The sequence below is a fragment of the uncultured Alcanivorax sp. genome, from assembly GCF_947258575.1.
GTDB lineage: Bacteria > Pseudomonadota > Gammaproteobacteria > Pseudomonadales > Alcanivoracaceae > Alcanivorax.
Genome location: NZ_CAMYIV010000012.1, coordinates 110,841 through 134,647, shown reverse-complemented (window position 1 = coordinate 134,647; position 23,807 = coordinate 110,841). Strand labels below are relative to the sequence as shown.

At 60.8% G+C, this 23,807-nt stretch carries 20 protein-coding genes; 6 read left to right on the top strand and 14 right to left on the bottom strand.

Features of this window, described 5'->3' with window-relative positions:
• Window positions 1-13: 13 nt before the first annotated feature.
• The 7 genes from hflX to Q0Y02_RS14050 all read right to left on the bottom strand — a co-directional run bounded on the left by hflX (window position 14) and on the right by Q0Y02_RS14050 (window position 8,410).
• The gene (hflX, locus tag Q0Y02_RS14080; protein WP_277673097.1) at window positions 14-1,387 is read right to left on the bottom strand and encodes a ribosome rescue GTPase HflX; all 1,374 of its coding nucleotides are present in this window, start codon (window positions 1,385-1,387) and stop codon (window positions 14-16) included.
• 153 nt (window positions 1,388-1,540) lie between these two features.
• Window positions 1,541-1,831, bottom strand: coding sequence for an RNA chaperone Hfq (gene hfq / locus Q0Y02_RS14075; RefSeq protein WP_035245043.1), 291 nt, complete (start codon window positions 1,829-1,831; stop codon window positions 1,541-1,543).
• A gap of 252 nt (window positions 1,832-2,083) precedes the next feature.
• Window positions 2,084-3,058 carry a tRNA (adenosine(37)-N6)-dimethylallyltransferase MiaA gene (miaA, locus tag Q0Y02_RS14070; protein WP_297770812.1) on the bottom strand — a complete coding sequence of 325 codons (975 nt, stop codon included), beginning with the start codon at window positions 3,056-3,058 and terminating at the stop codon, window positions 2,084-2,086.
• A gap of 42 nt (window positions 3,059-3,100) precedes the next feature.
• Complete coding sequence (gene mutL / locus Q0Y02_RS14065; protein WP_297769766.1) at window positions 3,101-4,927, bottom strand: DNA mismatch repair endonuclease MutL; 1,827 nt, start codon at window positions 4,925-4,927, stop codon at window positions 3,101-3,103.
• A gap of 186 nt (window positions 4,928-5,113) precedes the next feature.
• Entirely contained in the window at window positions 5,114-6,466 is a 1,353-nt protein-coding gene (locus Q0Y02_RS14060) for an N-acetylmuramoyl-L-alanine amidase (protein WP_297769764.1), read from the bottom strand.
• Window positions 6,453-6,887: a tRNA (adenosine(37)-N6)-threonylcarbamoyltransferase complex ATPase subunit type 1 TsaE gene (gene tsaE, locus Q0Y02_RS14055; protein ID WP_297769761.1), complete on the bottom strand. Its 435-nt coding sequence runs from the start codon at window positions 6,885-6,887 to the stop codon at window positions 6,453-6,455. Before tsaE ends, Q0Y02_RS14060 begins: the two co-directional genes overlap by 14 nt.
• An 11-nt stretch (window positions 6,888-6,898) precedes the next feature.
• On the bottom strand, window positions 6,899-8,410 hold the full coding sequence (locus Q0Y02_RS14050) for an NAD(P)H-hydrate dehydratase (protein ID WP_297769758.1): 1,512 nt from the start codon (window positions 8,408-8,410) through the stop codon (window positions 6,899-6,901).
• A 45-nt stretch (window positions 8,411-8,455) separates the two neighbouring features.
• Here Q0Y02_RS14050 and queG point away from each other — a divergent pair, with 45 nt between their 5' ends.
• The gene (queG, locus tag Q0Y02_RS14045; RefSeq protein ID WP_297769755.1) at window positions 8,456-9,505 is read left to right on the top strand and encodes a tRNA epoxyqueuosine(34) reductase QueG; all 1,050 of its coding nucleotides are present in this window, start codon (window positions 8,456-8,458) and stop codon (window positions 9,503-9,505) included.
• Between the two features lie 175 nt (window positions 9,506-9,680).
• Here queG and orn read toward each other — a convergent pair whose 3' ends face one another.
• Window positions 9,681-10,226, bottom strand: a complete 546-nt coding sequence (gene orn, locus Q0Y02_RS14040) for an oligoribonuclease (RefSeq protein WP_297769752.1) — start codon at window positions 10,224-10,226, stop codon at window positions 9,681-9,683.
• A 67-nt stretch (window positions 10,227-10,293) separates the two neighbouring features.
• Between orn and rsgA the strand changes: the two genes are divergently transcribed.
• From rsgA to Q0Y02_RS14015, 5 genes are all read left to right on the top strand, one after another.
• Window positions 10,294-11,325: a small ribosomal subunit biogenesis GTPase RsgA gene (rsgA, locus tag Q0Y02_RS14035; RefSeq protein WP_297769749.1), complete on the top strand. Its 1,032-nt coding sequence runs from the start codon at window positions 10,294-10,296 to the stop codon at window positions 11,323-11,325.
• A 103-nt stretch (window positions 11,326-11,428) separates the two neighbouring features.
• Window positions 11,429-12,244 carry a rhodanese-like domain-containing protein gene (locus Q0Y02_RS14030; RefSeq protein ID WP_297769746.1) on the top strand — a complete coding sequence of 272 codons (816 nt, stop codon included), beginning with the start codon at window positions 11,429-11,431 and terminating at the stop codon, window positions 12,242-12,244.
• Between the two features lie 19 nt (window positions 12,245-12,263).
• On the top strand, window positions 12,264-13,142 hold the full coding sequence (asd, locus tag Q0Y02_RS14025; RefSeq protein WP_297769742.1) for an archaetidylserine decarboxylase: 879 nt from the start codon (window positions 12,264-12,266) through the stop codon (window positions 13,140-13,142).
• A gap of 210 nt (window positions 13,143-13,352) precedes the next feature.
• Entirely contained in the window at window positions 13,353-14,498 is a 1,146-nt protein-coding gene (locus Q0Y02_RS14020; protein ID WP_297769739.1) for an alpha/beta fold hydrolase, read from the top strand.
• 364 nt (window positions 14,499-14,862) lie between these two features.
• Window positions 14,863-15,945 carry a glycosyltransferase family 9 protein gene (locus tag Q0Y02_RS14015; protein ID WP_297769737.1) on the top strand — a complete coding sequence of 361 codons (1,083 nt, stop codon included), beginning with the start codon at window positions 14,863-14,865 and terminating at the stop codon, window positions 15,943-15,945.
• A 187-nt stretch (window positions 15,946-16,132) separates the two neighbouring features.
• Here Q0Y02_RS14015 and Q0Y02_RS14010 read toward each other — a convergent pair whose 3' ends face one another.
• From Q0Y02_RS14010 to bioF, 6 genes are all read right to left on the bottom strand, one after another.
• Window positions 16,133-18,244 (bottom strand): metallophosphoesterase, encoded by a 2,112-nt coding sequence (locus tag Q0Y02_RS14010; RefSeq protein ID WP_297769735.1) that lies wholly within the window; start codon window positions 18,242-18,244, stop codon window positions 16,133-16,135.
• The gene (locus tag Q0Y02_RS14005; RefSeq protein WP_297769733.1) at window positions 18,241-19,965 is read right to left on the bottom strand and encodes an alkaline phosphatase D family protein; all 1,725 of its coding nucleotides are present in this window, start codon (window positions 19,963-19,965) and stop codon (window positions 18,241-18,243) included. Before Q0Y02_RS14005 ends, Q0Y02_RS14010 begins: the two co-directional genes overlap by 4 nt.
• A 193-nt stretch (window positions 19,966-20,158) precedes the next feature.
• On the bottom strand, window positions 20,159-20,803 hold the full coding sequence (gene bioD, locus Q0Y02_RS14000) for a dethiobiotin synthase (RefSeq protein WP_297769731.1): 645 nt from the start codon (window positions 20,801-20,803) through the stop codon (window positions 20,159-20,161).
• Window positions 20,804-20,959: 156 nt separating this feature from the next.
• A complete protein-coding gene (gene bioC / locus Q0Y02_RS13995; RefSeq protein WP_297769729.1) occupies window positions 20,960-21,781 on the bottom strand; it encodes a malonyl-ACP O-methyltransferase BioC in 822 nt (273 codons plus the stop codon).
• Complete coding sequence (gene bioH / locus Q0Y02_RS13990; protein WP_297769727.1) at window positions 21,747-22,559, bottom strand: pimeloyl-ACP methyl ester esterase BioH; 813 nt, start codon at window positions 22,557-22,559, stop codon at window positions 21,747-21,749. The genes bioC and bioH overlap by 35 nt, the downstream gene beginning before the upstream one ends.
• Window positions 22,560-22,655: 96 nt before the next feature.
• Complete coding sequence (gene bioF, locus Q0Y02_RS13985) at window positions 22,656-23,807, bottom strand: 8-amino-7-oxononanoate synthase (RefSeq protein WP_297769725.1); 1,152 nt, start codon at window positions 23,805-23,807, stop codon at window positions 22,656-22,658.

Genomic DNA, 23,807 nt, shown 5'->3' with positions numbered 1-23,807 from the left:
TGAGCCCACCGGATTATTGATGGCTCGCATCGTGCGAGCGTTGTGAATTGTAGGAAGGGCCGTCATCCCCTGCAACCGCAGGAGCCGGCACCACCAGTTCTTCCTCTGTCAGCCCCTGCTCACGCAAGAGCCGCTCAAAATGTACCCGGTTCACATTGATGCGCAGGAGCATGCTGCCATCCAGCGCTGCCTGCTCTTCCAGCACCTCACCGGCCTCGTGCAGGCGGGCGCGCAGGCGGCCGGCGGACGCGGGCAAACGCACCCAGCAATCCACCCAACCTGCGGCCAGTCGTTCGGCAATGGCCTGGAACAGCAGATCAAAGCCATCACCGGTCTGCGCGGAAATCCACACCCGCCAGGGATGGCCATGCTCATCCCGGTCAATTTTCGGCGACTGGCCTAGGTTGTCGACCTTGTTGTAAACGTGCAGAACCGGCAGCTTGTCGCCACCGATTTCTTCCAGCACCTCATTCACTGCCGCCACATTACTGTCACGCTCTTCTGCGCTGCAGTCTGTCACGTGCAGCAGCAAGGTGGCGTTAACGGTCTCTTCCAGGGTGGCGCGAAACGCCTGCACCAGCCGGTGGGGCAAATGGCGAATAAAGCCCACCGTATCCGCCAGAATCGCCGGCCCCACGCCCGGCACCTTTACCTTGCGCAGGGTCGGATCCAGAGTGGCAAACAGCTGATCCGCCACATAGACATCACCGGTGGTGATGGCATTGAAGAGAGTCGATTTCCCCGCGTTGGTGTAGCCCACCAGGGAAATTAGCGGCGTTTCGGAACGCTGGCGAGCCCGACGCCCCTGAGCGCGCTGCTTGCGCACCTTCCCCAGACGCGACTCAATGCCACGAATACGATCACGCAGCAGGCGACGATCGGTTTCCAGCTGGGTTTCCCCGGGACCGCGCAGACCGATACCGCCCTTCTGCCGTTCCAGGTGAGTCCAGCCTCTGACCAGCCGGGAAGACAGATGCCGTAACTGAGCCAGCTCTACTTGCAGGCGACCTTCATGGGTGCGGGCACGCTGGGCGAAGATATCCAGAATCAGGCCGGTACGATCCAGTACCCGGCATTTCACCACTCGCTCCAGGTTGCGTTCCTGGCCCGGGCTCAGAGCATGATTGAACAGCACCACATCCGCGTTGATTTCCGCCACCAGCGCTGCCAGCTCTTCTGTCTTGCCGGAGCCGATAAACAGGGCAGGATCGGGCCGATCACGCTTGCCGGTCAACTCCGCCGCCGGCTCCACGCCACTGGAAGTGACCAGATGATAAAACTCATCCAGATCTTCGCGTCCCATGGCATCGGGCAAATCCAGGTGCACCAGAATAGCGCGCTCACCGGCGCCGGTTCTGGTCTGCTCTGTACGGTCAAATAGGTCCATAGAGGCCTGATATGGGGGATGAGACCGCCAGTTTAAACCAGTCAGAGGAAGAAGACAGGGAAACCGGCATGAAAAGTACCGATCGGAGGCGTTAACGCGGCCACAACGCAAAGAGCCACCCGAAGGTGGCTCTTTGCAGGATCTGCGGCAGCGTTACTGGTTGCCGAAGCCCTCATCGGCAGCAGGAACGGCGGTGCCGCCTGTACCGGTGGTAGTCATGGCCGGGTTACCGCCGCCACGGGGGTTGCGGGCAGGCACGACGGTGGAAATCGCGTGTTTGTAAACCATCTGACTGACTGCATTTTTCAGCAGCACGACATATTGGTCAAAAGACTCAATCTGCCCCTGGAGCTTTATTCCGTTTACCAGAAAGATAGAAACCGGAATACGCTCTTTACGAAGCGCGTTGAGAAAAGGGTCTTGTAGCGAGTGCCCCTTTGACATGGCAAGTCTCCTTGAAATAACAGTAAAAAGTAGTGCCCAACACTTCGGGCAATCAGCGCTGTAACACAGTGAAACCGTCCCATACGGTCACTGCCTTCGCCCGATGCGCTATCGGGCAAATTTTTGTCAACAACCCGGCAAATTGGTTCCAGGTGCCGACACAACACATTTGCGCCGTGCTTCTCAAGTCGCCGCAAAATGGCTAAAAATCGATGATTGGCGAATTATAAACCAAAAAGTCCAACAACAGGGCTAACTAAACACAGATTTACAGATCTTCGCAAGCTGCTCGACTAGCGCCTGCCGCTGTGACGCATCGTTACTGTCGAAGCCGTCCAGATACGGCCATTTGCGCAGCCAGGTGAACTGTCGTTTGGCCAGTTGCCGGGTGGCGATAATGCCTCGCTCCACCATGCTGTCGTAGTCGTACTGACCGTCCAGATAGTCCCACACCTGCCGATAACCCACCGCTTTCATGGCCGGCAGATCCCGGTGGATTCCGGGCAGCTGTCGCAGCGCCTGCACCTCTTCTACCAACCCCTGCTCGAGCATCTGCCGGAAACGCTGCTCGATCATGCGATGTAACCAGGCACGATCCGGGGGCAACAGGGCCGCACTGTAAACCGGCCAGGGCAAGTCACTGAACTCACTCAGACCATCGCGGTTCTGTGTGACAGTTGTATGATGATCCGCATGAAAAGCGGACAGGGGCCGACCGGTTATCCGATATACCTCCAGCGCCCGCTGCAGGCGCTGGCGATCCGTGGGGTTGAGTCGCTCGGCGCTGACCGGGTCCACCTGGGCCAGTGCCGCATGCACCGCCGGCCAGCCTTCATGTTCGGCCAGGGCGGCAATATCGGCACGCACCGCCGGGTCCGCTTCCGGCAGAGGCGCCAGCCCCTCCACCAGTGCCTTGAAATAGAGGATGGTGCCACCGACCAGCAGGGGCAGTTTGCCATTGGCATGGATCTGTTCGATTTCGCGCAGGGCATCGGCGCGGAAATCCGCCGCCGAGTAAGGGGCATCCAGGTCGCGAAAACCCAACAGCCGGTGCGGTGCCGCTGCCAGCTCTTCGTCACTGGGCCGGGCCGCACCGATATCCAGCCCGCGATAGACCAGCGCTGAATCCACATTGATGATGTCGATGGGCAACGCCTGTGCCGCCTCAATGGCCAGCGCCGTCTTGCCGGAGCAGGTAGGCCCCATGAGGAGCAGCACCGGCAGCATACGCTCTGCCCCAGCGTCAGGTTTCAGGCGTCCGGCGTCCACCTACTGCCCCCGCATGAACAACCGGTCCAGATCCTTCAGGCTCATCTGGGTCCAGGTGGGGCGGCCATGGTTGCACTGACCGGAACGCTCGGTAGCCTCCATGTCGCGCAGCAGGGCATTCATTTCCGGGAGGGTCAGCCGGCGATTGGCCCGCACGCTGCCGTGGCAGGCCATGCTGGAGAGCAACTCATCCAGCTTCTGTTCGATCCGTTCGCTGCTGCCCTGGGCCAGCAGGTCAGACAATACATCGCGAACCATGGCCTCGCTGTCACTATCGCGCAGCATCGCCGGCACTTCGCGGACCACCAGGGTCTCCGGCCCGGCACGCTCCACCATAAAGCCCAGCCGGGAAAACACCTCCGGTTGCTGCTCGGCAAAATCCGCTTCCCGGGAGGATACCGCCAGCGACACCGGCACCAGCAACGGCTGGCTGCGTACCTTGTCCTCGGACCAGCTCTGTTTCAGCCGCTCGTAGGTAATCCGCTCGTGGGCGGCATGCATGTCCACTACCACCAGCCCCTGCTGGTTTTCAGCAAGAATAAAGATGCCGTGCAACTGCGCTACCGCATAACCCAGCGGCGGCACGGTTTCCTGATCGGACGCCGGCGGCATACCCGGGTTTTCAGCCACCTGGGAACGGACCAGCGCACCGTAGGCATCCGCCTGCCGCAGGCCTTGGCCATAACTGAATCCACTGCCGGCCGGCGGCGAATAGGACGGACGCCCCGCCGGGGCAGACAGGGACATGCTGGCCTGGCTGGGCTCCATGGCCGGCATCACCGACTCTCCCTCGTCCACCACGCTGGCGGCCAGTGACTGGCCCGGGCGCACTTCGGCGATAGCCCGGTGCAAGGAGCTATAAAGGAAGCCGTGCACCATGCGTTGTTCGCGGAAGCGCACCTCATGCTTGGTAGGATGCACATTCACGTCTACCTGGGCCGGGTCCAGCTCAAGGAACAGCACATAGGCAGGGTGGCGACCGTGATAGAGCACATCCGCATAGGCCTGACGGACTGCGTGGCTGACCACCTTGTCGCGAATCACCCGGCCATTCACATAAAAGTATTGAAGGTCCGCCTGGGAGCGGGAAAACGTGGGCAGCCCCATCCAGCCGTGCAGACGGATACCATCGCGCTCCACATCCACCGGGATCGCCTGCTCCATGAAGCCCTTGCCACACAGCTTGGCCACCCGCGCCGCGCGCAGGGTGTCATCCAGCCCGGCGGGCAACTGGTGGATCACCTTCTGGTTGTGGGTCAGACGGAAAGCGGTGTTGAACTCACTGAGCGCGATACGCCGGAACACTTCTTCCAGGTGGTTGAATTCGGTCTTTTCGGTACGCAGGAAACGGCGCCGGGCCGGGGTATTGAAGAACAGGTCGCGCATGGTCACGGTGGTGCCGCGCGGGTGTCCCGCCGGGGTGACCGAGGGAGCCATGTCGCGCCCTTCCACCTGCACCTGCCAGCCTTCCGCTTCGCCCTCCACGTTACTGGCCAGGGTCAGCCGCGATACCGAGCTGATCGCGGCCAGGGCCTCGCCCCGAAACCCCAGGGTGCCGATGGCTTCCAGATCATCGAGGCCCCGGATCTTGCTGGTGGCATGACGGGACAGGGCCAGGGGCAGGTCATCGCGACCAATCCCACTACCGTTATCGCGCACTCGCACCAGCTTCACCCCACCCTGCTCCACATCCACGCTGATGGATTCCGAGCCGGCATCCAGCGCGTTTTCCAGCAGCTCTTTCAATACCGAGGCGGGGCGCTCCACCACCTCACCGGCGGCGATCTGGTTGGCAAGGCGGGAATCAAGCAGCTGGATCTTTGTCACGGGCGTCTCTGTTGATGGAATTCAGGTAAAGATTACGGGTAATGTCGAAGCGGTCAGACAGCCCGGTGGCGAGACCGAGTAACGAGGAACGAACGCCAAAGCGGCGTCGCTTTTCGACACGCGCTACTCGTCACTCGCAACGCGTGTCCAATAATCGCTCTCACACATCGTTCGCACCGAAGGCCTTCACGAACCGGGGATTTTCAGCACCTGGCCGACCACGATTCGATCTCCATTCAACGCATTGGCGCTGCGGATCGCCTGTTCGGAGACGCTGTACTGACGGGCAATTTCCGAGAGTGTATCACCGGGCTGGATACGATACTGCTCGCCGTGCTCACGGCGCTGGGCTGCATACCAGCTATGCGGTGCCGGGTGATTGCGGAAATAGGCATCCACCCCGTTGACGATAGAGCGGGCCAGCTTGCTCTGGTGCGCAGAGGAGCGCAGATTGCGCTCTTCCGTCGGATTGGAAATAAAACCGGTCTCCACCAGGATCGAGACCATTTCCGGCTCCTTGAGAACCGCAAACCCGGCCTGTTCCACCCGGTCCCGGTTACCGTGCAGCTTGGTCACCTTACCCATTTCTCCCAGCACCTGCCGGCCCAGGTAAAGGCTGCCGGCCATGGAACCATTCATGCGCAGGTCCGCCAGCACGCTGAGCAAGGAGCTGTCGTCCTTTTCCTCTTCGTAGACCCCGGCCACCCGGTCGGATTCGTTGGCAATCTTGGCAAGATAGCGCGCCCGGGCGCTGGTGGCGCCACTACTGGACAGGGCAAACACGGAAGCACCGTTGGCGCGGGCATCGGTGAAGGCGTCCGCGTGGATGGAAATAAACACATCGGCCCCGTGATCCTCACGGGCGATGCGGCGACGCTCGGCGAGAGGCACATAGTAATCCCCGTCACGGACCATCACCGCCCGCATGCCGGCCTGATCATTGACCTGCTTTTCCACCTTCTTGGCGATCTGCAGCACCAGGGTCTTCTCGTAAACACCGCTAGGCCCGCGAGCCCCCGGATCTTCACCACCATGGCCGGCATCGATGGCCACCACCATCAATCGAGGCTCGCTGGGTGCCTCCTTTTCCTTCACCGGTTCCGGACTGGTTTTGGCAGCACTTTGCAATTCGCTGTCAAACAGATCCACCACCAGACGCCAGCCATGGGGCTCGATCGGTTTGAGCAGATTGGTACGGGTGCGCACACCGTTTTTCATGTCGAAGACCACACGGGTCTTGTCGCTATGCTTGCCCACACGAATATTGGCAATGGGGCTGCTGGCGTAATCCAGGGTGTTGACGTCGAAACCCAGGCTGGCATCCAGCAGATCCAGCACGATGCGATCCGGGTTGGCCAGTTTGTCGAGTTTGTGATCCACCGGTGAGGGCAGATCAAACACTATGCGAGTGTGATCCGGGGCCCGGTGCAGACGCACCGAATCAATGCTCGTCTGGGCAAACCCCAGGCTGGCCCAGACGCCACTGAGCAGAAGCACAAACACTGCGGTAAGGTTTTTCTTATTGTCACGATGCGTCATAGGCCCAATCCAGGGTCGCCTTTCGTCCACGGCCGTTGACGGCCAGTGTAATGGTCAAATCCGGTGAAGGCACCACCCCGGCGCCCCGCTCCGGCCACTCCAGCAAACACAAGCTGTCGGAGGAGAAATAATCCCGTACGCCTATCAACTCCAGTTCTTCCGGGTCGCCAAGACGATACAGGTCGAAGTGATAGATATGGACGCCGCCAAGCTCGTAGGGTTCCACAATTGTATAAGTCGGGCTCTTTACCGCCCCCTCGTGGCCCAGGCCTCGCAGCATACCGCGCACCAGTGTGGTCTTGCCGGCGCCCAGGTCCCCTTCCAGATAAACGCAGCCACCACCGTTCAGACGGCGGGCCAGACGGCCTCCCAACGCCAGGGTGGCGGCTTCATCGGGCAGGTCCACATGCTCAACAGTCATCTATGCTCTCGTTATTCAGCCAGACAGTTTTCATTCAGCTCGGCACGCAAATACGGCAACAGGTCCGTGGCCAGCATGCCCCGTGAACCACACCGGGCCGCACAGGCGTCGGCGGCGCGGGCGTGAATCATGGCCCCCAACCGGGCCGCATCATAGCCCGTCAGGCCCTGGGCGCGTAAGGCGGCAATCACGCCGGTGAGCACATCACCCATGCCCCCGGAGGCCATTCCCGGGTTGCCGTCACAGATCAGGGCGCGGCCTCTCTCACCCTGCACATCTTCGCCCTGAATCAAGGTTCCCAGGCCTTTCAGCAACACCGTGCCGCCGTAGCGGGTGGCCAGGCTTTCCAGGGCCGAAAAGCGATCCTGTTGAATATCCGCTGCAGGTACGCCGAGCAGCCGACCCGCCTCTCCCGGATGGGGGGTCAGCACCCAATCGCCCTGGCCAATGCCATCATCGTCGGCCATCAGGGTCAGGGCATCTGCATCCACCACCAACGGCTTGCCGCTTTCCAGCGCCAGGGCCAACAAGGCACGCCCCCAGTCATCGCGCCCCAGGCCAGGGCCAATGGCGATAACACTGGCCGCCGCCAGCAAGGACGCCGCGTCGCTGGCATTGTCCACTCCGCGAACCATGATTTCCGGCTGCCGTGTGAGCGCCACTGCCACATGCTCCGGGCGGGTAATCAGGCTGACCTTGCCCGCCCCGCAGCGGGCGGCGGCCTGGGCGCTCATCACTGGCGCACCGGCAAAACCATGGTCTCCGCCGATGACCACCACATGGCCGTAGTTGCCCTTGTGACCATCAATCCGTCTCGGCGGCAGCAAGGCATGCAGGTTGGCGGGCACCGGCACCCGGCAATCCGCTGGCACTTGGGAATACACGTCCCGGTCAACCTGCAGATCAAAAAAGCACAGTTCACCGCTATACACCGGCCCCTGCCCGGTCAGCAGGCCACGCTTGATACCAATAAAGGTACAGGTCAGATCCGCCGCCAGCACCGCCCCCAGCGGCATGCCGGTATCGGCCCCCAGGCCGGAGGGAATATCCAGCGCCAGGCGCGGCACCGGCAAGGCATTCAGGGCGGTCAGCAAGGCCGCCATTTCATCACGTAGCGCACCACTGAGGCCGGTACCCAGCAGGCCATCGACCAGCAGGTCCATCCCCTCGGGAAGACGATCCAGCGTCAGTGGCGTCATGGGGATGCCGGCATCCCGGCAGCGTTCGGCCATGGTCAGGGCGTCACCCTTGAGCGTTTCCGGTGGCGTGGTGAAATGGATCTGTGGTGCCAGCCCGGCAGCATGGGCCAGCCGCGCGACCACATAACCATCGCCACCGTTATTGCCACCGCCACACAGCACGGCGATCTGCCGGGCTTCGGGCCAACGCTCACACAACGTATCGAAAGCCGCCTGCCCGGCACGGGCCATCAGTTCGGCACCCGGGGTGCCGGCGGCAATCGCCAGTCGGTCCAGTTCGCGGGTCTGGGCGGCGGTATAGAGAGCCTTCGACAGTGTCGTCATGTTACCCTTCATCGTTCATTTCCCGGCATTATATCCCTTCAAACCATGGACCTGCAGGCACTGAAAGAAAAGATCCAGCTCTGGGGGCGCGAGCTCGGCTTCCAGCAGATAGGCATTGCCGATACGGATCTGCGCGCCGCCGAGGCAGACCTGAAAACCTGGCTGGAAAAAGGCTACCAGGGCCAGATGAAATGGATGGCCGCCCACGGCAACAAACGCTACCGGCCAGAAGAACTGGAACCGGGCACCCTGCGGGTGATCTCAGCGCGGATGGATTATCTGCCGCCGGATACGCAACCGGTGAAGATACTGCAACAGAAAGACAAGGCCTATGTGTCCCGCTACGCCCTGGGCCGCGACTATCACAAACTGATCCGCAAGCGCCTGGCCATCCTGGCCGCGCGTATTCGCGAGGAAGTGGCCGACAGTGAGTTGGCCCGGGCCTTTGTGGACAGTGCTCCGGTGATGGAAAAGCCCCTGGCCGCCAAAGCCGGGCTGGGCTGGCAGGGCAAACACACTCTGGTGCTGAACCGGGAAGCGGGAAGCTGGTTCTTTCTAGGCGAAATCTATACAGATATTGCGCTGCCGGTGGACCAGCCCGGTGAGGACCATTGCGGCAAGTGCCGGGCCTGCATCACCGTCTGCCCCACCGACGCCATCGTCGCCCCCTATGAGCTGGATGCCCGGCGCTGTATTTCCTACCTGACCATCGAGCATGAAGGCAGCATCCCCGAAGACCTGCGCGAAGGCATCGGCAACCGCATTTTCGGCTGCGACGACTGCCAGCTCATGTGCCCATGGAACCGCTTTGCCCAACACACCGGCGAAGGGGATTTTCATCCCCGCCACGGGCTGGGCGACAGCGATCTGGTGACGCTATTTTCCTGGAGCGAGGAAGAGTTTCTGGAACGCACCGCCGGCAGCGCCATTCGCCGGGCCGGGTATCGAAAGTGGCTGAGAAATATTGCCGTGGCGCTGGGTAATGCGCCGGGGTCAGAAGAGATTGTGCAGGCGCTAAGAGACAGGCGGGACTTTCCGGACGAGACAGTGCAAGAGCATGTGCGCTGGGCGCTGGAGCGACACACCCAAACATAATATCCCCTCCGTAGGAGCAGCGCTCTCTGTGCCCTGTGGGTATGAGCCGCGAATCGAGCGTAGCGAGGATCCTGGTTAGTCTTTCCCGGGACTCTTCGCGGCTCAAGCGCCGCTCCTACGGCAACAGGGAAGCCCTCTCTACCACTGATGGCGCCAACAGTTTTGCGTGCCAGCATCAGCAATCAATAAAATGCTCGCGGTAATACTGCAGCTCGGCGATGGATTCGCGGATGTCGTCCAGGGCCAGATGCTTGTTGTCCTTCTTGAAGCCCGGCAAGATCTCCGGCTTCCAGCGACGCGCCAGTTCTTTCAAGGTCGACACATCCAGGTTGCGGTAATGAAAGAAGGCTTCCAGCTCGGGCATATAGTTGGCCAGAAAACGGCGATCCTGGCAGATGCTGTTGCCGCACATGGGTGACATGCCCGCCTCCACATGCTCCTTGAGGAAATCCAGGGTCTGAGCCTGGGCCTGCATCTCGCTGATGCGGCTTTCCTTCACCCGCGCCACCAGGCCGGAGTTGTTGTGGTGTTCGGTGTTCCACTCGTCCATGCCGTCCAGCAGGGCATCACTCTGATGCACCGCCAGCACCGGTCCTTCGGCAATCGGGTTCAACTGGGCATCGGTGACAATGGTGGCGATTTCGATGATGCGGTCGTTCTCCGGGCTCAGGCCGGTCATTTCCAGATCGATCCAGATCAGATTGTTGCGCTTGTCAGTCATGGGCATTCCGTATCATGGCTTTATGCCGACATGGTAGCATGCAGCCACCAATCAACCGGAATACCTCGTGGCCAAACGCAAGCTCAACCGACGCCAACAGTGGCGTATTGAAAAAATCCAGGCGGAAAAACGCGACCGGGCACAGCGCCGCAACGCGGAGCTGGAGACCCTGGTGGCCAACGACCTCGGCGACGAGCAGACCGGCACCATCACCGCCCACTTCGGCCAGCAGGTGGGCGTGGAAAGCGCCGATGGCGAATCCATGCGCTGTCACTTCCGCGCCACCCTGGAGCAACTGGTGGTGGGCGACCGGGTCATCTGGCAGCCAGCCAAAAGCGAGGGCCTGGGCGTGGTGGTGGCCATCGAACCACGGCAGACGGTACTGAAACGTCCGGACATGTACGGCAACCTGAAGCCAGTGGCCGCCAATGTGGAGCAGATGCTGGTGGTGTTTGCGCCCTTGCCGACGCCTTCCAGCGCCCTGCTGGACCGTTATCTGGTGGCGGCAGAACTCTCTGATATTCCCGCCACCCTGGTGCTCAACAAGGCTGACCTGATCGATGAGGAATTGCGCCCCTTTATTGACGACATGAAGGCGCTTTACCAACGGCTCGGTTATCCGGTGCTGGAAGTCAGCGCCCATGACAGCCAGGGCCTGGCGCCGTTACAGGAGGCCCTGATTGGCAAGACCAGCGTGTTCGTGGGGCAATCCGGAGTGGGTAAATCCTCCTTGGTCAATGCGGTGCTGCCAGAGGCCGACCTGCAAGTGGGCGACCTGTCCGCCAGCTCCGGCCTGGGCCAGCACACCACGGTCACCGCCCGGCTGTTTCACCTGCCCACCGGTGGCGAGCTGATCGACTCCCCCGGTATCCGCGAGTTCGGCCTCTGGCATATCAGCGAAGATGAGCTGCTGCACGGTTACCGGGAATTGTCCGACCTGGCCGGCCACTGCAAATTCCGCAATTGCTCCCACCGCAACGAACCCGGCTGCGCCCTCATCATGGCGGCAGACAGTGGCGAAATCAGCGAAGAACGGCTGGCCAACTTCTACCAGATCGCCGACACCCTGGATGAGGACGGGCGCGAGAGATATCAGTGAACAGTTAACAGTGAACAGCTAATAAGGGACAATGCCCCCAACGCTGACAGCGATATGTCTTTTTTCGCTGTTCACTATTCACTATTAACTGTTCACTGATCCCATGCTTCCTCTGCTGCTCGAACCTGCCGACCTCGCCAAGCACCTGGGCGATGACAAGCTGCTCATCATTGATCTGAGCAAGCCCACCATCTATGTCCAGGCCCATGTGCCCGGGGCCATTCATCTGGATTTCAAGCGGCTGCAGACTGGCGCCCAGCCGGCACCGGGCATGCTGCCGGATGACGACACCCTCGGCGACCTGTTTTCCGGGTTGGGGCTGACCCCGGACACCCATGTGATCGCCTATGACGACGAAGGCGGTGGCTGGGCCGGGCGGCTGTTGTGGACGCTGGATGCCATTGGCCACAAGCACTACAGCTATCTGAACGGCGGCATTCATGCCTGGCTGGCAGAGGGGCATCCCACCAGCAGCGAATCCACGGAACCGACCCCCAGCGACTACGAAGTGGGCGAACATGATCCGCTCACCGAGGTGAACCTGGATTACCTGCTGGCCCATTATCAGGATCCGGCGGTGGCCATCTGGGATTCCCGCTCGGAAGAAGAGTATTCCGGCGTGCGCGCCTTTGCCCAGAAGCCCGGCCATATTCCCGGCGCCGTCCACTACGAGTGGACCGACCCCATGGACAAGCAGAACAACCTGCGCTTGCGTCCCCTGGACGACATTCGTGCGGAGCTGGAAGCTCGCGGTATCACGCCTGACAAGGAAGTGATCTGCCATTGCCAGACCCACCATCGTTCCAGTTTTTCCTGGCTGGTGGGCAAGATCCTGGGCTACCCCAGACTCCGTGGCTACGCCGGCTCCTGGGCAGAATGGGGCAACCACCCCGACACCCCGGCGGAAAAATCCGAATAACCCACGTTAAGGACATCCCTTGAACAACTGGCGCGACAAGCTCTTCGTTACCCTGCAATACCTGATTCCCCAGCACGCCTTATCCCGGCTGGTGGGCATGCTGGCGCGTAGCGAAGTGCCATGGATCAAAACCACCTTCATCAACCTCTTCATGAAACGCTTTGGCATTGATCTGTCCGAAGCCCAGATTGAAGACCCGGACCAGTTCGAAACCTTCAACGCCTTCTTTACCCGGGCGCTGAAGCCGGACGCTCGCCCGCTGGAAGCGTCTGACGCCGCCGACATCGCCTGTCCGGCGGACGGCGCGGTGAGCCAGCTCGGCGCCATTCGCGCCAATCAGGTGTTCCAGGCCAAGGGCCACGACTACTCCCTGTACGACCTGCTCGGCGGCGACAGCGCCCTGGCCAGCGAATTCACCAATGGCCAGTTCGCCACTATCTATCTGTCACCCCGGGACTATCACCGCGTGCATATGCCGGTGACCGGCACCCTGCGCGAAACCCGCTACGTGCCCGGCGACCTGTTTTCGGTGAACGAGGCCACCGCCAACGGCGTGCCCAACCTGTTTGCCCGTAACGAGCGACTGGTGTGCATCTTTGACACCGAGCGCGGCCCGGCAGCGGTGATTCTGGTAGGCGCCATGATTGTGGCGGGCATCGAAACCGTGTTCAGCGGTCAGGTGACCCCCCTGCCGAAACAGGTGGTGACCACCGACTACCTGCGCACCGCCCCCATTACTCTGGAAAAAGGCGACGAACTGGGCCGTTTCCTGCTCGGCTCCACCGTGGTGCTGTTGTTCCCGGAAGGCAAAGCGAATTTCGAAGCCGATCTGAAAGCCGGCAGCCTGGTGCGGGTGAAAGGCAAGCTGGGACAGTACAGCGAAGGCAGCCAAGCCTGATTACGGACAACGGGCCGGTTCCATCGGCCCGTTCCCCTCTCTGAAACCGAAACATTCTTTCCTTTCTCGTCTACCCCATATCCTCCGATCATTCAATGACCCGGATTGAGCGGGTGTCCCGCCTGACATCAGGAGCGGTCCGCAAAGCAACTGCAGATTGGCGCATCTTCCCTACAATGGCCGCCCAATGAATTCATCGCCGGTGGAACCATGATCACTGACACCCTGCAACAGGCTCTCCACAACACCACCCGCCCCTGGCGACAACGCCTGGATAACGGCCGCGCCCGGCTGTTCCAGGCGGACGCCCTGAGCCAGGCAGAACAGACCCCCTACGAGACCCTGTTCGACGATGGCCTGGTGAAGCTGCGCTACTACCCACCGCTGCAGGAAAACGCCATCCCGCTTACCGATGGCACGGTGATGTCCGTGAGCCGGGACACCCAGCGCACACCACTGGTATTGGTGGCCCCGCTGGCAGTGAACATGCTGATCTATGACCTGTTCCCCCAGCGCAGCCTGGTGCGCTACCTGCGCGCCCGCGGCTTCGAACTGTACATGGTGGATTGGGGCCGGCCCGGCAAGTATCACAACCACCTGAACCTGAGCAGCTACTTTTCCGACTACCTGCCCAAGCTGCTGGTGCAGGTACGCCGGCACAGCGGCAAACAGCAGCTCAGCCTGCACGGCTGGAGCTTCGGCGGCCTGTTCAGCCTGTGCTACAGCGCACTGGGCCAGGACCCGGATATCAAGAACCTGGTGTTGGTAGGCGCGCCCACGGACTATCACCGCAACGGCGCCCTGGGTGCCCAGTACCGCCGCTTCAGCCGCCGTGCCAAATGGATACGCCGCAGCACCGGCCTGCGCATCCATGATGTACCGGCAGGGCTACTGCGCTCCCCGGGCTGGATGAACAGCCTGGCGTTCAAGCTCACCAATCCGGTGGGCAGCCTGCAGGGCTACTGGAATCTGGTGAAGAACCTGCACGACCGGGATTTCGTCTCAGCCCACGCCACCAACGGTGCTTTCCTGGACGACATGGTGGCGTACCCGGGCGGTGTGATTCAGGACATCATCCGCTACCTGTGGACCGACAATGTGGTGGCCCACGGCCAGCTCCCCATGGAAGGCACCGAAGGCCACCTGAACCAGGTTACCGCCAATGTGCTCAACGTTACCGGCGCCAGCGACCCCATCGTCACACCGGAATGCAGCCAGGCCATGGAGCCGCTGATCCGCAGCAAGGACAAAACCTTCATCACCATTGAAGGGGGCCACATGGGCATCCTTGGCAGCGCCGCAGCACAGAAGCAGAGCTGGGGCAGGATCGCCGACTGGTTAATTGAGCGGGATTGAAAGCAGCTGCGAGCAGCTAGCTACGAGCTCCTAGGCGGGCGTGGTCGTGCAACCGAATTGTGCCGTGCCCCCATTTTTTGTAGGAGCTATGCTTGCATGGCGAACCGCGCTTGCGCGGAAATCGACCGGAGGGCGATCAGGAATCTCGGAGCTCGACAGGTTTCAGAAAAGAATGGCGGCTGGATTGAACTCTGCCGCCTCGCTACGCTCGGTTCGCCATGCAAGCATAGCTCCTACAGCGGCTTCGTAGAAATGAAGAGACACCGGGAACTGTCCAACCTTTCCCTATCCCATCGAACGTAGCTCGTAGCTGCCTGTTGTCATGTAACCGACACCCAACCCCCCTAGGCTGTTATGCCATGTTATGGATAACCGTCTGCCTGTCATGTCCCGCCTGTTGATTCTGTTTCCCTGCAGCCACATGGGCAATCTGCTGATAGCCCTGCCCCATCTGCGCGCCATGCTGGCCGCACAGCCATACGCGTTGCTGGTGGTGAGTCAGCGCTATCAATCGCTGGTGGAGCAGAGCCTGCCCGGTGAGACTCGTCTGCTGTATTACCCGGAGCAGGCCCTGTCTCGGCAGGCGCCGCTGTTTCAGCGAGTGCATCGTTACCTGCAGCTGGTCATGGCCATGCGTCGCTTCAACGCGGACGTGGCGGTGGATATCGAGGGGGAGCAGAAGTCTGCCACGCTGGTGCGATTAAGTGGTGCCGCCGAGCGCATCGGTCCGCGTCGCCGCCATGGCCAGTGGTTCTACACCCGACAACCGCAAGCGGACTGGTCTGGCCATCGCTGGCAAGCCTATGCCAGCCTGAGCCAACCTGCCGCCAACTCACCGGCACGTTATCTGCCCCTGAATGCCAGCGCCGATGGCATGAAAGAAGTGGACGCTACCCTGACAGAGATCGACTCAACGGATGGTCTGGTGGCCATTCATGCCGGCGCCACCAAGACATACAAAATCTGGCACGCAGAGCAATTTGCTGCGCTTTGCCAACAGCTGCGCCGAGCCGGGCTTACCCCACTGCTGATTGGCGCTGGCCAGAAAGATCGCCAGCAGATTGCCCGTATCCAGAGCTTTCTCTGCGACCCGGTTATCGACCTGTGCGATCAGCTCAGCCTCGCCGGGCTGATCGCCTTGCTGAAACGCAGCCGCGGCTTTGTCGGCAACGACAGCGGCCCCATGCATCTGGCCGCAGCTTGCGGACTGCCTGCCGTGGCCCTGTTCGGGCCCACCGATGACACCCTCTGGCACCCACTCTCCCCCCATGCACAGGTATTGCGCTGGCAGCATTGCCATCGGGATTGCGAACGCAGCAGTTGCGCCCTGGACAGCTACCCCTGCCTGCAACGCATTACGGTGGACCGGGTGGTCAATACCCTGGAAGAACTGGGAGTGATACCTGTCGCCCACCCGGGCCCGGTGAAGACGTTGCGCATTTCCTGATACGGCCCGTCCCGAATCACCGTTGTAGCCTTGCTCGCAAGGCGGATATTCCAGTGGACTTCCTGAGTATTTTCGACCCTTCGCTTTGCAAGCAAAGCTCCAACGGCCTTTTTCACCCTGAAAAAAACCGCGAGGTGTTTCCACCTCACGGTCTAGAGACAGGGGAGATTGTCTTTTCTATTGGCCATCAGAAGCCATCAAACAATCCGGCCAGCAACCCGGTGATCGGCGACAACAGATCCAGCAGCGGTGCCAGGGGGCTGAGCAGTCGCTCATCCAGTTGTTCGGTCACTTCCCGCACCACGATCAGCAGCCCTGAAGACAGCGCATCGCCCGGCAAGGTCGCATAATCCTCCGCGCCGGGAATCTGGTTGAGCCAGAGCACGTCGTTGACCAGATTCTCCAGGGTCTGCTGTACCGTGCCCACCAGTTGCTCACCGGTGGCACTGGTATCCAGCAGGACCAGTTGCTCCAGGGTATTCGCCAGACCCAGAGAAACGGTAGAGAGCACCGAGGTCAGCCCGGCAAACACTGGCACGTCGCTCGGCACCTGCTCTTCAATGCCATCAAGAATATTGTTCAGGTTGCGGGACAATGCCACCAGCGGGCCGGCGATAAAGGCAATGTCTTCCACCGTGCCGCCTTCACCCGCATCACCACCACCGCCACCAAAACCGGCGGCCAGGGCATCGAACGCACCGCCCAGTTGATCAAAGGGTGCCGGCAGACCGCTGGTATCGATGGCCTGCAATTGCTCCGACGCCGCCAGCACCGCCTGAACGGACTGGGTGATTCCACTACTGTCGCCTTGCAGGATCGCAGCGGTGGCCGCATCCATGGCATTGAACAGGATATCGGTCCCGGCAATCATCTGGTCGAACACCTGACGCTGATCGTCGGGCAAATTGGCACCGGCCTGGGTAAAACCGGACACCAGGGTTTCACGCAGCTCTTTCAGCGGACCAGTAAAATCCGCATCAAAGCCGTCCGGCAATGGCAGCGGCAAGGCGCCGTCACCCAGGGGCAGACCGGAAAAATCATTGCCCGGCACCAACCCCGTCATGGGCTGCTTGTCATAACAGTGGGTATAGGCCGGGGTCAGCTCGCCGTTGCTGATCACGCCCAGTCCTTCTGCCTCCGGCTCTACCACATAGGCATCCAGGCAGAGGGTGGCCGGCGCCAGGGTAACCGGGTCGGCTTCAGTGGCCTTCATCCAGAAGAAACCATAGACATCGCCTTGCTGGAAACGCGCCGCATTGCGTTGCGGATCATCAATGGACCGGGTCTTGCCGGCGGCGCCACTGACCACGAACTCGGTACGGCCGCACTCCGGCACCGCTTCAAGAACCTGCAGATCATGGTCGTGACCAGCAAAGAAAAAGTCGGTCTGATCACAGACTGCTTCTTCCATAAACGCCTTCCAGCGCTCCCCGGCCAGCACCGGCAGAATCTCACTGGGCACACCATCATAGTTGCCGGCGTTGCCATGAGTACCATTAGACAAATAGGGATGGTGGGCCATGGCGATCTTGAACACGGCATTGGAGCCGGCCAGAGTGTTCACCGTCCAGTTGCGCTGGTCGATGCCATAGGTGTGGTAGGCATAGGCAATATCCGGATCACCGAAACCACCGGCAATGGGGTTGGAATCCAGTGCCACGAAATCCACCAGCGAGCGGGGATTGGTATGGGTGGTGCCAGCACTATGCAGGAAATAACGGTCCGGCATATTCCAACGGTTGGACAGTTTGCCGTCGAAGTAGGTGTAATCTACCTGAAACTCACCACGTGAATTTCCCGCGCCGTCGCCGCCCACATAGGCCGTATTGTCGTGGTTACCCAGGACCATATAGAAAGGCAGCTGCACCGGCTCGAAAGGCTTCTCAAATTTTTCTGCGAATTGGGGGTCGTCCACACTGGTGACACCGGACTCGTAGATGTTGTCACCCAAGCCGACAACCAGGTCACAGCCCGGAAACGCCATGTCGTCCACAAACTCATCTTTGCGTTGGCAGACTTCGGCGATGGCTTCACCCACCGCATACTGACCGGCAGAGCCACTACCGGAATCACCGATCACAATAAAACGCAGTGCCGCTGGCGGGTTGCTGGCCACCGGCCCTTCACCGCCCTCATCACCGCCTTCTCCATCCCCCGGCTCGGATGGGTTGTTGGGAGTTTCGCTGTTACCGCCAGCGTCATCGCTGTTCGCCGGGCCGGAACCGGAAGAGCCCCCGCCGCCACAGGCTGTCAGCGTCAATGCCGCCACCAGGGGCAACAGTTTCCAGGGAAAAGTCATGACATCACCTCATCGGAATTCGGTACAGGAGGATGGAAAACCGCGGTGCGCAGGGAACGCGGCCGAGACGGGGGCAGGTCTTCGACAATGCGACTGTCACCGCTTTTCACCGCCACCACCTTGGTCTTGCTGGTATCGATCTGGCCACGCTGATCGAAGGATTCGATGCTCTGCGCGTAGTAGAACTCGCCCTGGGTACGCTGGCGATCCACGTCCACCAGAATGAAACCGCGGGATTTGGCTTCCACATAACGGATATGCGGGTTAACCACTGGAATCAGCGCGCCGGCCACTTCTGCCGCCCCGTCCGGGAATCCCGGGCTGGTCACCGCCGGGGTGACCAGCTCTGCTGCCAGCGGCTTGTCGAACAGATCACCGAGTAATGAGCCCGGGTTGCGATAGATTTCACTGGCCCAGGAGGTATGAATATCCCCGGTGAGAATCACCACATTATCGATGTTGTTGTCGTCGATATGGTTGAGAATTTTCAGTCGGTCTGCCGCATAGCCATCCCATTGATCCATGTTGATGGCGGACAGATTGCCGCGCAGTTGTGCGCTGCGCTCATCCAGGGTCGGCAACTCGGCAATGTTGAGCTGGGCAAACATGACCTGCTGGCCGATGAAACGCCACTGACTGGTGGAGGCGCTGAGACTGTCGAGCAGAAAGTCCATCTGCTCGGCACTGATCAGGTGGCGGTCTTCATCGTTGCGGGCCGGGTCAGCGGGAATCGTCAGTTGCTCGTCACGGCCTTCCAGACGCGTGTCCAGCATGGTCAGATCCAGCAGATCGCCGAACTGGAAACGGCGATAGATCACACTGTTATTACCCGGTTCGCGAGGGCGAATGGGCAGCCATTCGAAGTAGGCCTGCTGGGCAATCTGTTTGCGGGTTTCCCAGTCGCCTTCAGTGAGCGGCTGGTGATTCTCGGCACCGTCGCGGTAGCTGTCGTTGGTAGATTCGTGATCATCCCAGACAGCGATCATGGGGAATTGCTGATGAATCGCCTGCAGATCCTGATCGGTCTTGTACTGGGCATGGCGTTGGCGGTAATCGCTCAGCGACACCATTTCATGGGCCGGCAGCGGGTCACGGTCGGGAAAATCCCCATATTCTCCCGCGCCATATTCGTAGATGTAATCCCCAAGGTGGAGGACAAAATCCAGGTCCGAGTGATTGGCCACCGCCCGGTACACCGAGAAAAATCCATTGGGATAATTGGAACAGGACACCACCGCGAAACGGGCGCGGTCGATAAAACGATCAGAGGCCGGAAAGGTCCGGGTACGACCCACCGCAGAGGTCTTGTTCGCCACCGCAAACTGATAGTAGTACCAGCGGTCTGCCTGCAGGCCCGAGGCATCCACCTTCACGCAGTAGTCTGCTGCTGCCGTGGCCGTAGCCGCATAAGTAGCCACGATCTGCTGCATGGCCGGATCACTGGCCACGGTAACCGCCACCGCCACATCCTCACCGTTGCCAAGGTCTGGCGTTACCCGCGTCCACAGAATAACCCGGTCGGACAGTGGGTCACCGGATGCCACCCCATGCAGAAAAGACGCAGAGGGCAATGCATCAGGCTGATCCGGAATCTCGGGCTGATTCGGTGTCGGTGTATTAACCGATGTCGTTGGCGAACTGCTGCCACCCCCGCAACCCGCTAATGCGAGCGTACTGCCCGCACCCAGCGCCTGCACCAGGCGACGTCGTTTGTGATCCATGGAATTTCCCCCTGATTGAACGCCATCGCTTCACGCGCTGACGACTCAAGATTAGGCAGGAAATTGCATCGGGACAGTGGGCCTTGGGTAGTTGCACTGTAGTACTATGTAGCCCCCTGTAACCGCCCAGTTAAAGGTGACAGAGGCATGAATAACGGCTGAAAAATCTATGACGATGGCCGGGAAAAACGCGCTACACCAGCGCAAATGCGCCGGGCAGATGCTGTCGAAGGGTAAGCAGATTCTCCTCCTGCACGTCCATCTCACCGAAGCAGTTGGCCATGGTGCCCGCATACTGGAGCCCATCCTTTTCAATCGCTTCCGCGGTCAACAGTGCATGATTGATACAGCCCAGTTTCATCCCCACTACCTGAATAACCGGTAGCTCCAGGGCACTGGCCAGGCCGGATAGCATTTCCCGGTCATTGAGAGGCACCCGCCAGCCGCCCGCGCCTTCAATCAGAATCAGGTCTGCTTTATGAGCACTCAGGGCGCCGCGCACATAACCCACCAACCGTGACAGAGTGATGGCCTTTCCCTCCTGCCGGGCAGCAATATGCGGCGCAACCGGCGCTTTCAACGCCACCGGATTAACCAACTCGTAGGGCAGTGTCACCGAGCTGGCCGCCATCAACTGCAGGGCATCATCATTGCGCCAGCCCTCTGCGGTTTCCTCACACCCGGCAGCTACCGGCTTGAGACCGTAGCAACTCAAGCCGGCTTCGCGGGCACGCTCCAGCAGACGACAGCTCACCCAGGTCTTACCGACTTCGGTGTCCGTGCCGGTGACGAAGAAGATGCCTTTGAGGGCGGGAAGGGGTGGTTTTTGGTTTTCCATAGCTATCCTTGGGTTGAGCTTATCGCTTTGATCGCCCTTCGGTCGATTCCGTGCTTCGCACGGTTCGTCCCTCAAGAGGAACTCCTACAAGCGGCTTCGTAGAAACTTCAGAACCCCCGCGAACGTCCAAGTTTTTCTTAATCCAATCAGCGTAGCTCAAAGCTTTTCCGCTTCCAGGAACAACACATTCCAGGTCAACGGCAGCCCCTGCCTGGTACGCCTGGTTTCGTATTCTGCCACCATCGCCTGCCAGGCATTCTTGCCGGTGAGGCCGCTGGCGCCATTCACGTGATCCGCGCCGGTAGCCTTGAGGCGGCGAGCAATCTGTTTGACCGAATCGTAGTATTCCACCATCACCTGTTGCTGGCATTGCGCATCGGCAAACCCAGCCTGCAAAGCCGCGCCCTGCCAGTCCTTCAACGACGGCAAGGGATTCACATGGGGACGATGATTGACTCCCTGCCAGCTCTGATTCAATTCCTGCAGAGAACCAGCCAGGGGGACCGCCAGCAACAACCGCCCTCCCGGGGCCAACACCCGGCACACCTCCGCCATAACCCTGACCGGGTGGCACCACTGCAAGGCAAAACAGGAAAACACCAGCCCCTGGGACGACGCCTGCAGCGGCAGGGATTCCGCATCCGCGCACAGGGGCTGGTAATGATCGTTGAGTCGGCCCCGTTCAGCGGCTTCGTTAAGCATATCGGATGACAGATCCACCGCCTGCCATAACACCTCCGGCAGAGCCTGTTGCTGGGCACGGGCAAAGGGTGCGGTGGCACAGCCAAGATCGAGAGCCGCCGGCTTCACCAGTTGGTCAGGCAGTCGCTGGACCAGCGAGCGCCCCACCGCCAGCTGCAGCTCCGCGTGCGCATCGTAACTCCGCGCGGCACGGCCGAAATGCTGACTGACAGCAGTCTTTAGTGGCGAGTCCACAGTCGGCTCAGCCAACCAGTCGATGGTCGCGATAGAAGTCATAGACGGCCCGGGTAAACGTATCGGGGGCGGACAGGAAAGGCACATGGGCCACCTGTTCGATCAGGGCGGTGCGGCCGGTTTGAATCAGGGGCTCCACCGCCGCCATGGCGGCCGCCGGCACGATATGATCATTCTCGCCGAACACCATCAGCACCGGCATGGGCAGGGATTTCAGCGTACCGCGCAGGTCCGTATCACGGAGAATATCGAGACCGCCGCGCAGGGCCCTGCGCGCCGGCAGGCCGCAGAAATAAAGAATGTCTTTCAGGCGCGCGGTGTCTTCACGCATGGCCGCACTGCCCTTGCAGTTGAGGGCCAGGAAGCGCACCAGGGTACCCTCGTAATCCTCGTCGAACATCTCGGCAAACTTGGCCAGGATGTCCGCCTTCATGGCTGGCGGCCAATCTGCGGCGGCAGTGAAGCGGGGGGACGTGGCCACGGTGACGACAGACTGCACTCTCTGGGGCGCCTTCTCTGCCATGGCCAATGCCACCAGCCCACCCAGGGACCAACCCAGCAGATGGGCCTGTTCCGGCATGATGGCCAACACCTGGTCGGCGAGAAAACCCAGGGTGTAGTCATCATTGGGGAGCGGACTCTGCCCCATGCCCGGCAGATCCACCACAGTGACACGGAACCGTTCCAGCAACGCCGGCACAATGTCGTCAAAGACAATGGCATGCAGACCCCAGCCATGGATCAGCACCACATCCTGGGCATCCGCATCCGGGACGCCGGTGGCTTCGTAGGTGTTGTGGAAAGGGATCAGCTTGGGCATTCGATTTTCCTTGGTCTGTCGTCGGAGGTCTGAGCCCTGGCGACAAAAACAAACAACAGTATCGGGTTTTCGAGGTTAGCGACCGACATCCAACATTCAGCGTCCAACCTCTTCCAGCGCCACCAACAACGCCTCCACATCCGTTTCTTGATGACTGGCCGACAACGTCACCCTCAAGCGAGCCTGACCCTCCGGCACCGTTGGCGGGCGAATGGCGGTGACCAGAAATCCTTTCTCGCGCAGCTGCTGGCTAAGTGTCAGGGCCTGCTGATCCGCACCGATCAGCAAAGGCTGGATCGGCGTGGCCGATTCCATCAGAGAGAAACCCAGTTGCTGGGCACCGACACGAAAATGCTGGATCAGTGCCGCCAGTTTTTCTCTTCGCCAATGTTCTTCGCGGGCCTTGGACAGGCTAACCAGGGTGGCCGTCGCCACCGCGGCCGGCATGGCGGTGGTGTAGATATAGGTGCGCGCGAATTGTATCAGGGTCTCGATCAATGCATGACTGCCAGCCACGAAGGCGCCGGCGGTGCCCAGCCCCTTGCCGAGCGTGCCCATCAGCACCGGCACCCGCTCATTCACCCCCTGGGCGAACAACGAGCCGCGCCCCTGCACATCCAGCACGCCCAGACCATGGGCATCGTCCACCATCAGCCAGGCATCATTGTCTTCGCAGGCAGCGGCATAATCAGCCAAGGGCGCCACGTCGCCATCCATGCTGAACACCCCGTCAGTGACCACTAGCTTGCGGCGCGCATCACTGCGCTGCAGCTGGCCACGCAGAGCAGATGAATCGTTGTGAGCAAAACGGCGAAACCGGGCGCCACTGAGCAAGCCACCATCCAGCAGGGAGGCATGATTGAGGCGGTCGTGAAACACCGCATCGCCCTTGCCCAGCAAGGCGGTCATCACGCCCAGATTGGCCATGTAACCGTTGGAAAACAGCAGCGCTCTTTCGCGCCCGACATGATCAGCCAGCGCCTCTTCCAGTTGTTGATGGGGACGCTGATGACCGCAGACCAGATGGGAGGCACCACTGCCGACGCCCCAGTCTGCCACCGCCCCCTGAAAGGCGGCGATCACCGCCGGATCATTGGCCAATCCAAGATAATCATTGCTGCAGAAATTCAGATACCGGCGCCCGTCCACCACCGCATAGCGGCCACAGGGACCGTCCTGAATCAGGGGTTGCCGGTAACGATGTTGCTCACGGCGAGCCGCCAGGTCGGCGGCCAGATCGAAAGCCAT

Coding starts and splice junctions, on each gene's coding strand:
- hflX (WP_277673097.1), bottom strand. CDS start 1,387: ATGGACCTATTTGACCGTACAGAGCAGACCAGAACCGGCGCCGGTGAG.
- hfq (WP_035245043.1), bottom strand. CDS start 1,831: ATGTCAAAGGGGCACTCGCTACAAGACCCTTTTCTCAACGCGCTTCGT.
- miaA (WP_297770812.1), bottom strand. CDS start 3,058: ATGCTGCCGGTGCTGCTCCTCATGGGGCCTACCTGCTCCGGCAAGACG.
- Q0Y02_RS14060 (WP_297769764.1), bottom strand. CDS start 6,466: ATGACGCATCGTGACAATAAGAAAAACCTTACCGCAGTGTTTGTGCTT.
- tsaE (WP_297769761.1), bottom strand. CDS start 6,887: ATGACTGTTGAGCATGTGGACCTGCCCGATGAAGCCGCCACCCTGGCG.
- Q0Y02_RS14050 (WP_297769758.1), bottom strand. CDS start 8,410: ATGACGACACTGTCGAAGGCTCTCTATACCGCCGCCCAGACCCGCGAA.
- queG (WP_297769755.1), top strand. CDS start 8,456: ATGGACCTGCAGGCACTGAAAGAAAAGATCCAGCTCTGGGGGCGCGAG.
- orn (WP_297769752.1), bottom strand. CDS start 10,226: ATGACTGACAAGCGCAACAATCTGATCTGGATCGATCTGGAAATGACC.
- Q0Y02_RS14030 (WP_297769746.1), top strand. CDS start 11,429: ATGCTTCCTCTGCTGCTCGAACCTGCCGACCTCGCCAAGCACCTGGGC.
- Q0Y02_RS14020 (WP_297769739.1), top strand. CDS start 13,353: ATGATCACTGACACCCTGCAACAGGCTCTCCACAACACCACCCGCCCC.
- Q0Y02_RS14015 (WP_297769737.1), top strand. CDS start 14,863: ATGGATAACCGTCTGCCTGTCATGTCCCGCCTGTTGATTCTGTTTCCC.
- Q0Y02_RS14010 (WP_297769735.1), bottom strand. CDS start 18,244: ATGACTTTTCCCTGGAAACTGTTGCCCCTGGTGGCGGCATTGACGCTG.
- Q0Y02_RS14005 (WP_297769733.1), bottom strand. CDS start 19,965: ATGGATCACAAACGACGTCGCCTGGTGCAGGCGCTGGGTGCGGGCAGT.
- bioD (WP_297769731.1), bottom strand. CDS start 20,803: ATGGAAAACCAAAAACCACCCCTTCCCGCCCTCAAAGGCATCTTCTTC.
- bioC (WP_297769729.1), bottom strand. CDS start 21,781: ATGACTTCTATCGCGACCATCGACTGGTTGGCTGAGCCGACTGTGGAC.
- bioH (WP_297769727.1), bottom strand. CDS start 22,559: ATGCCCAAGCTGATCCCTTTCCACAACACCTACGAAGCCACCGGCGTC.
- bioF (WP_297769725.1), bottom strand. CDS start 23,807: ATGGCTTTCGATCTGGCCGCCGACCTGGCGGCTCGCCGTGAGCAACAT.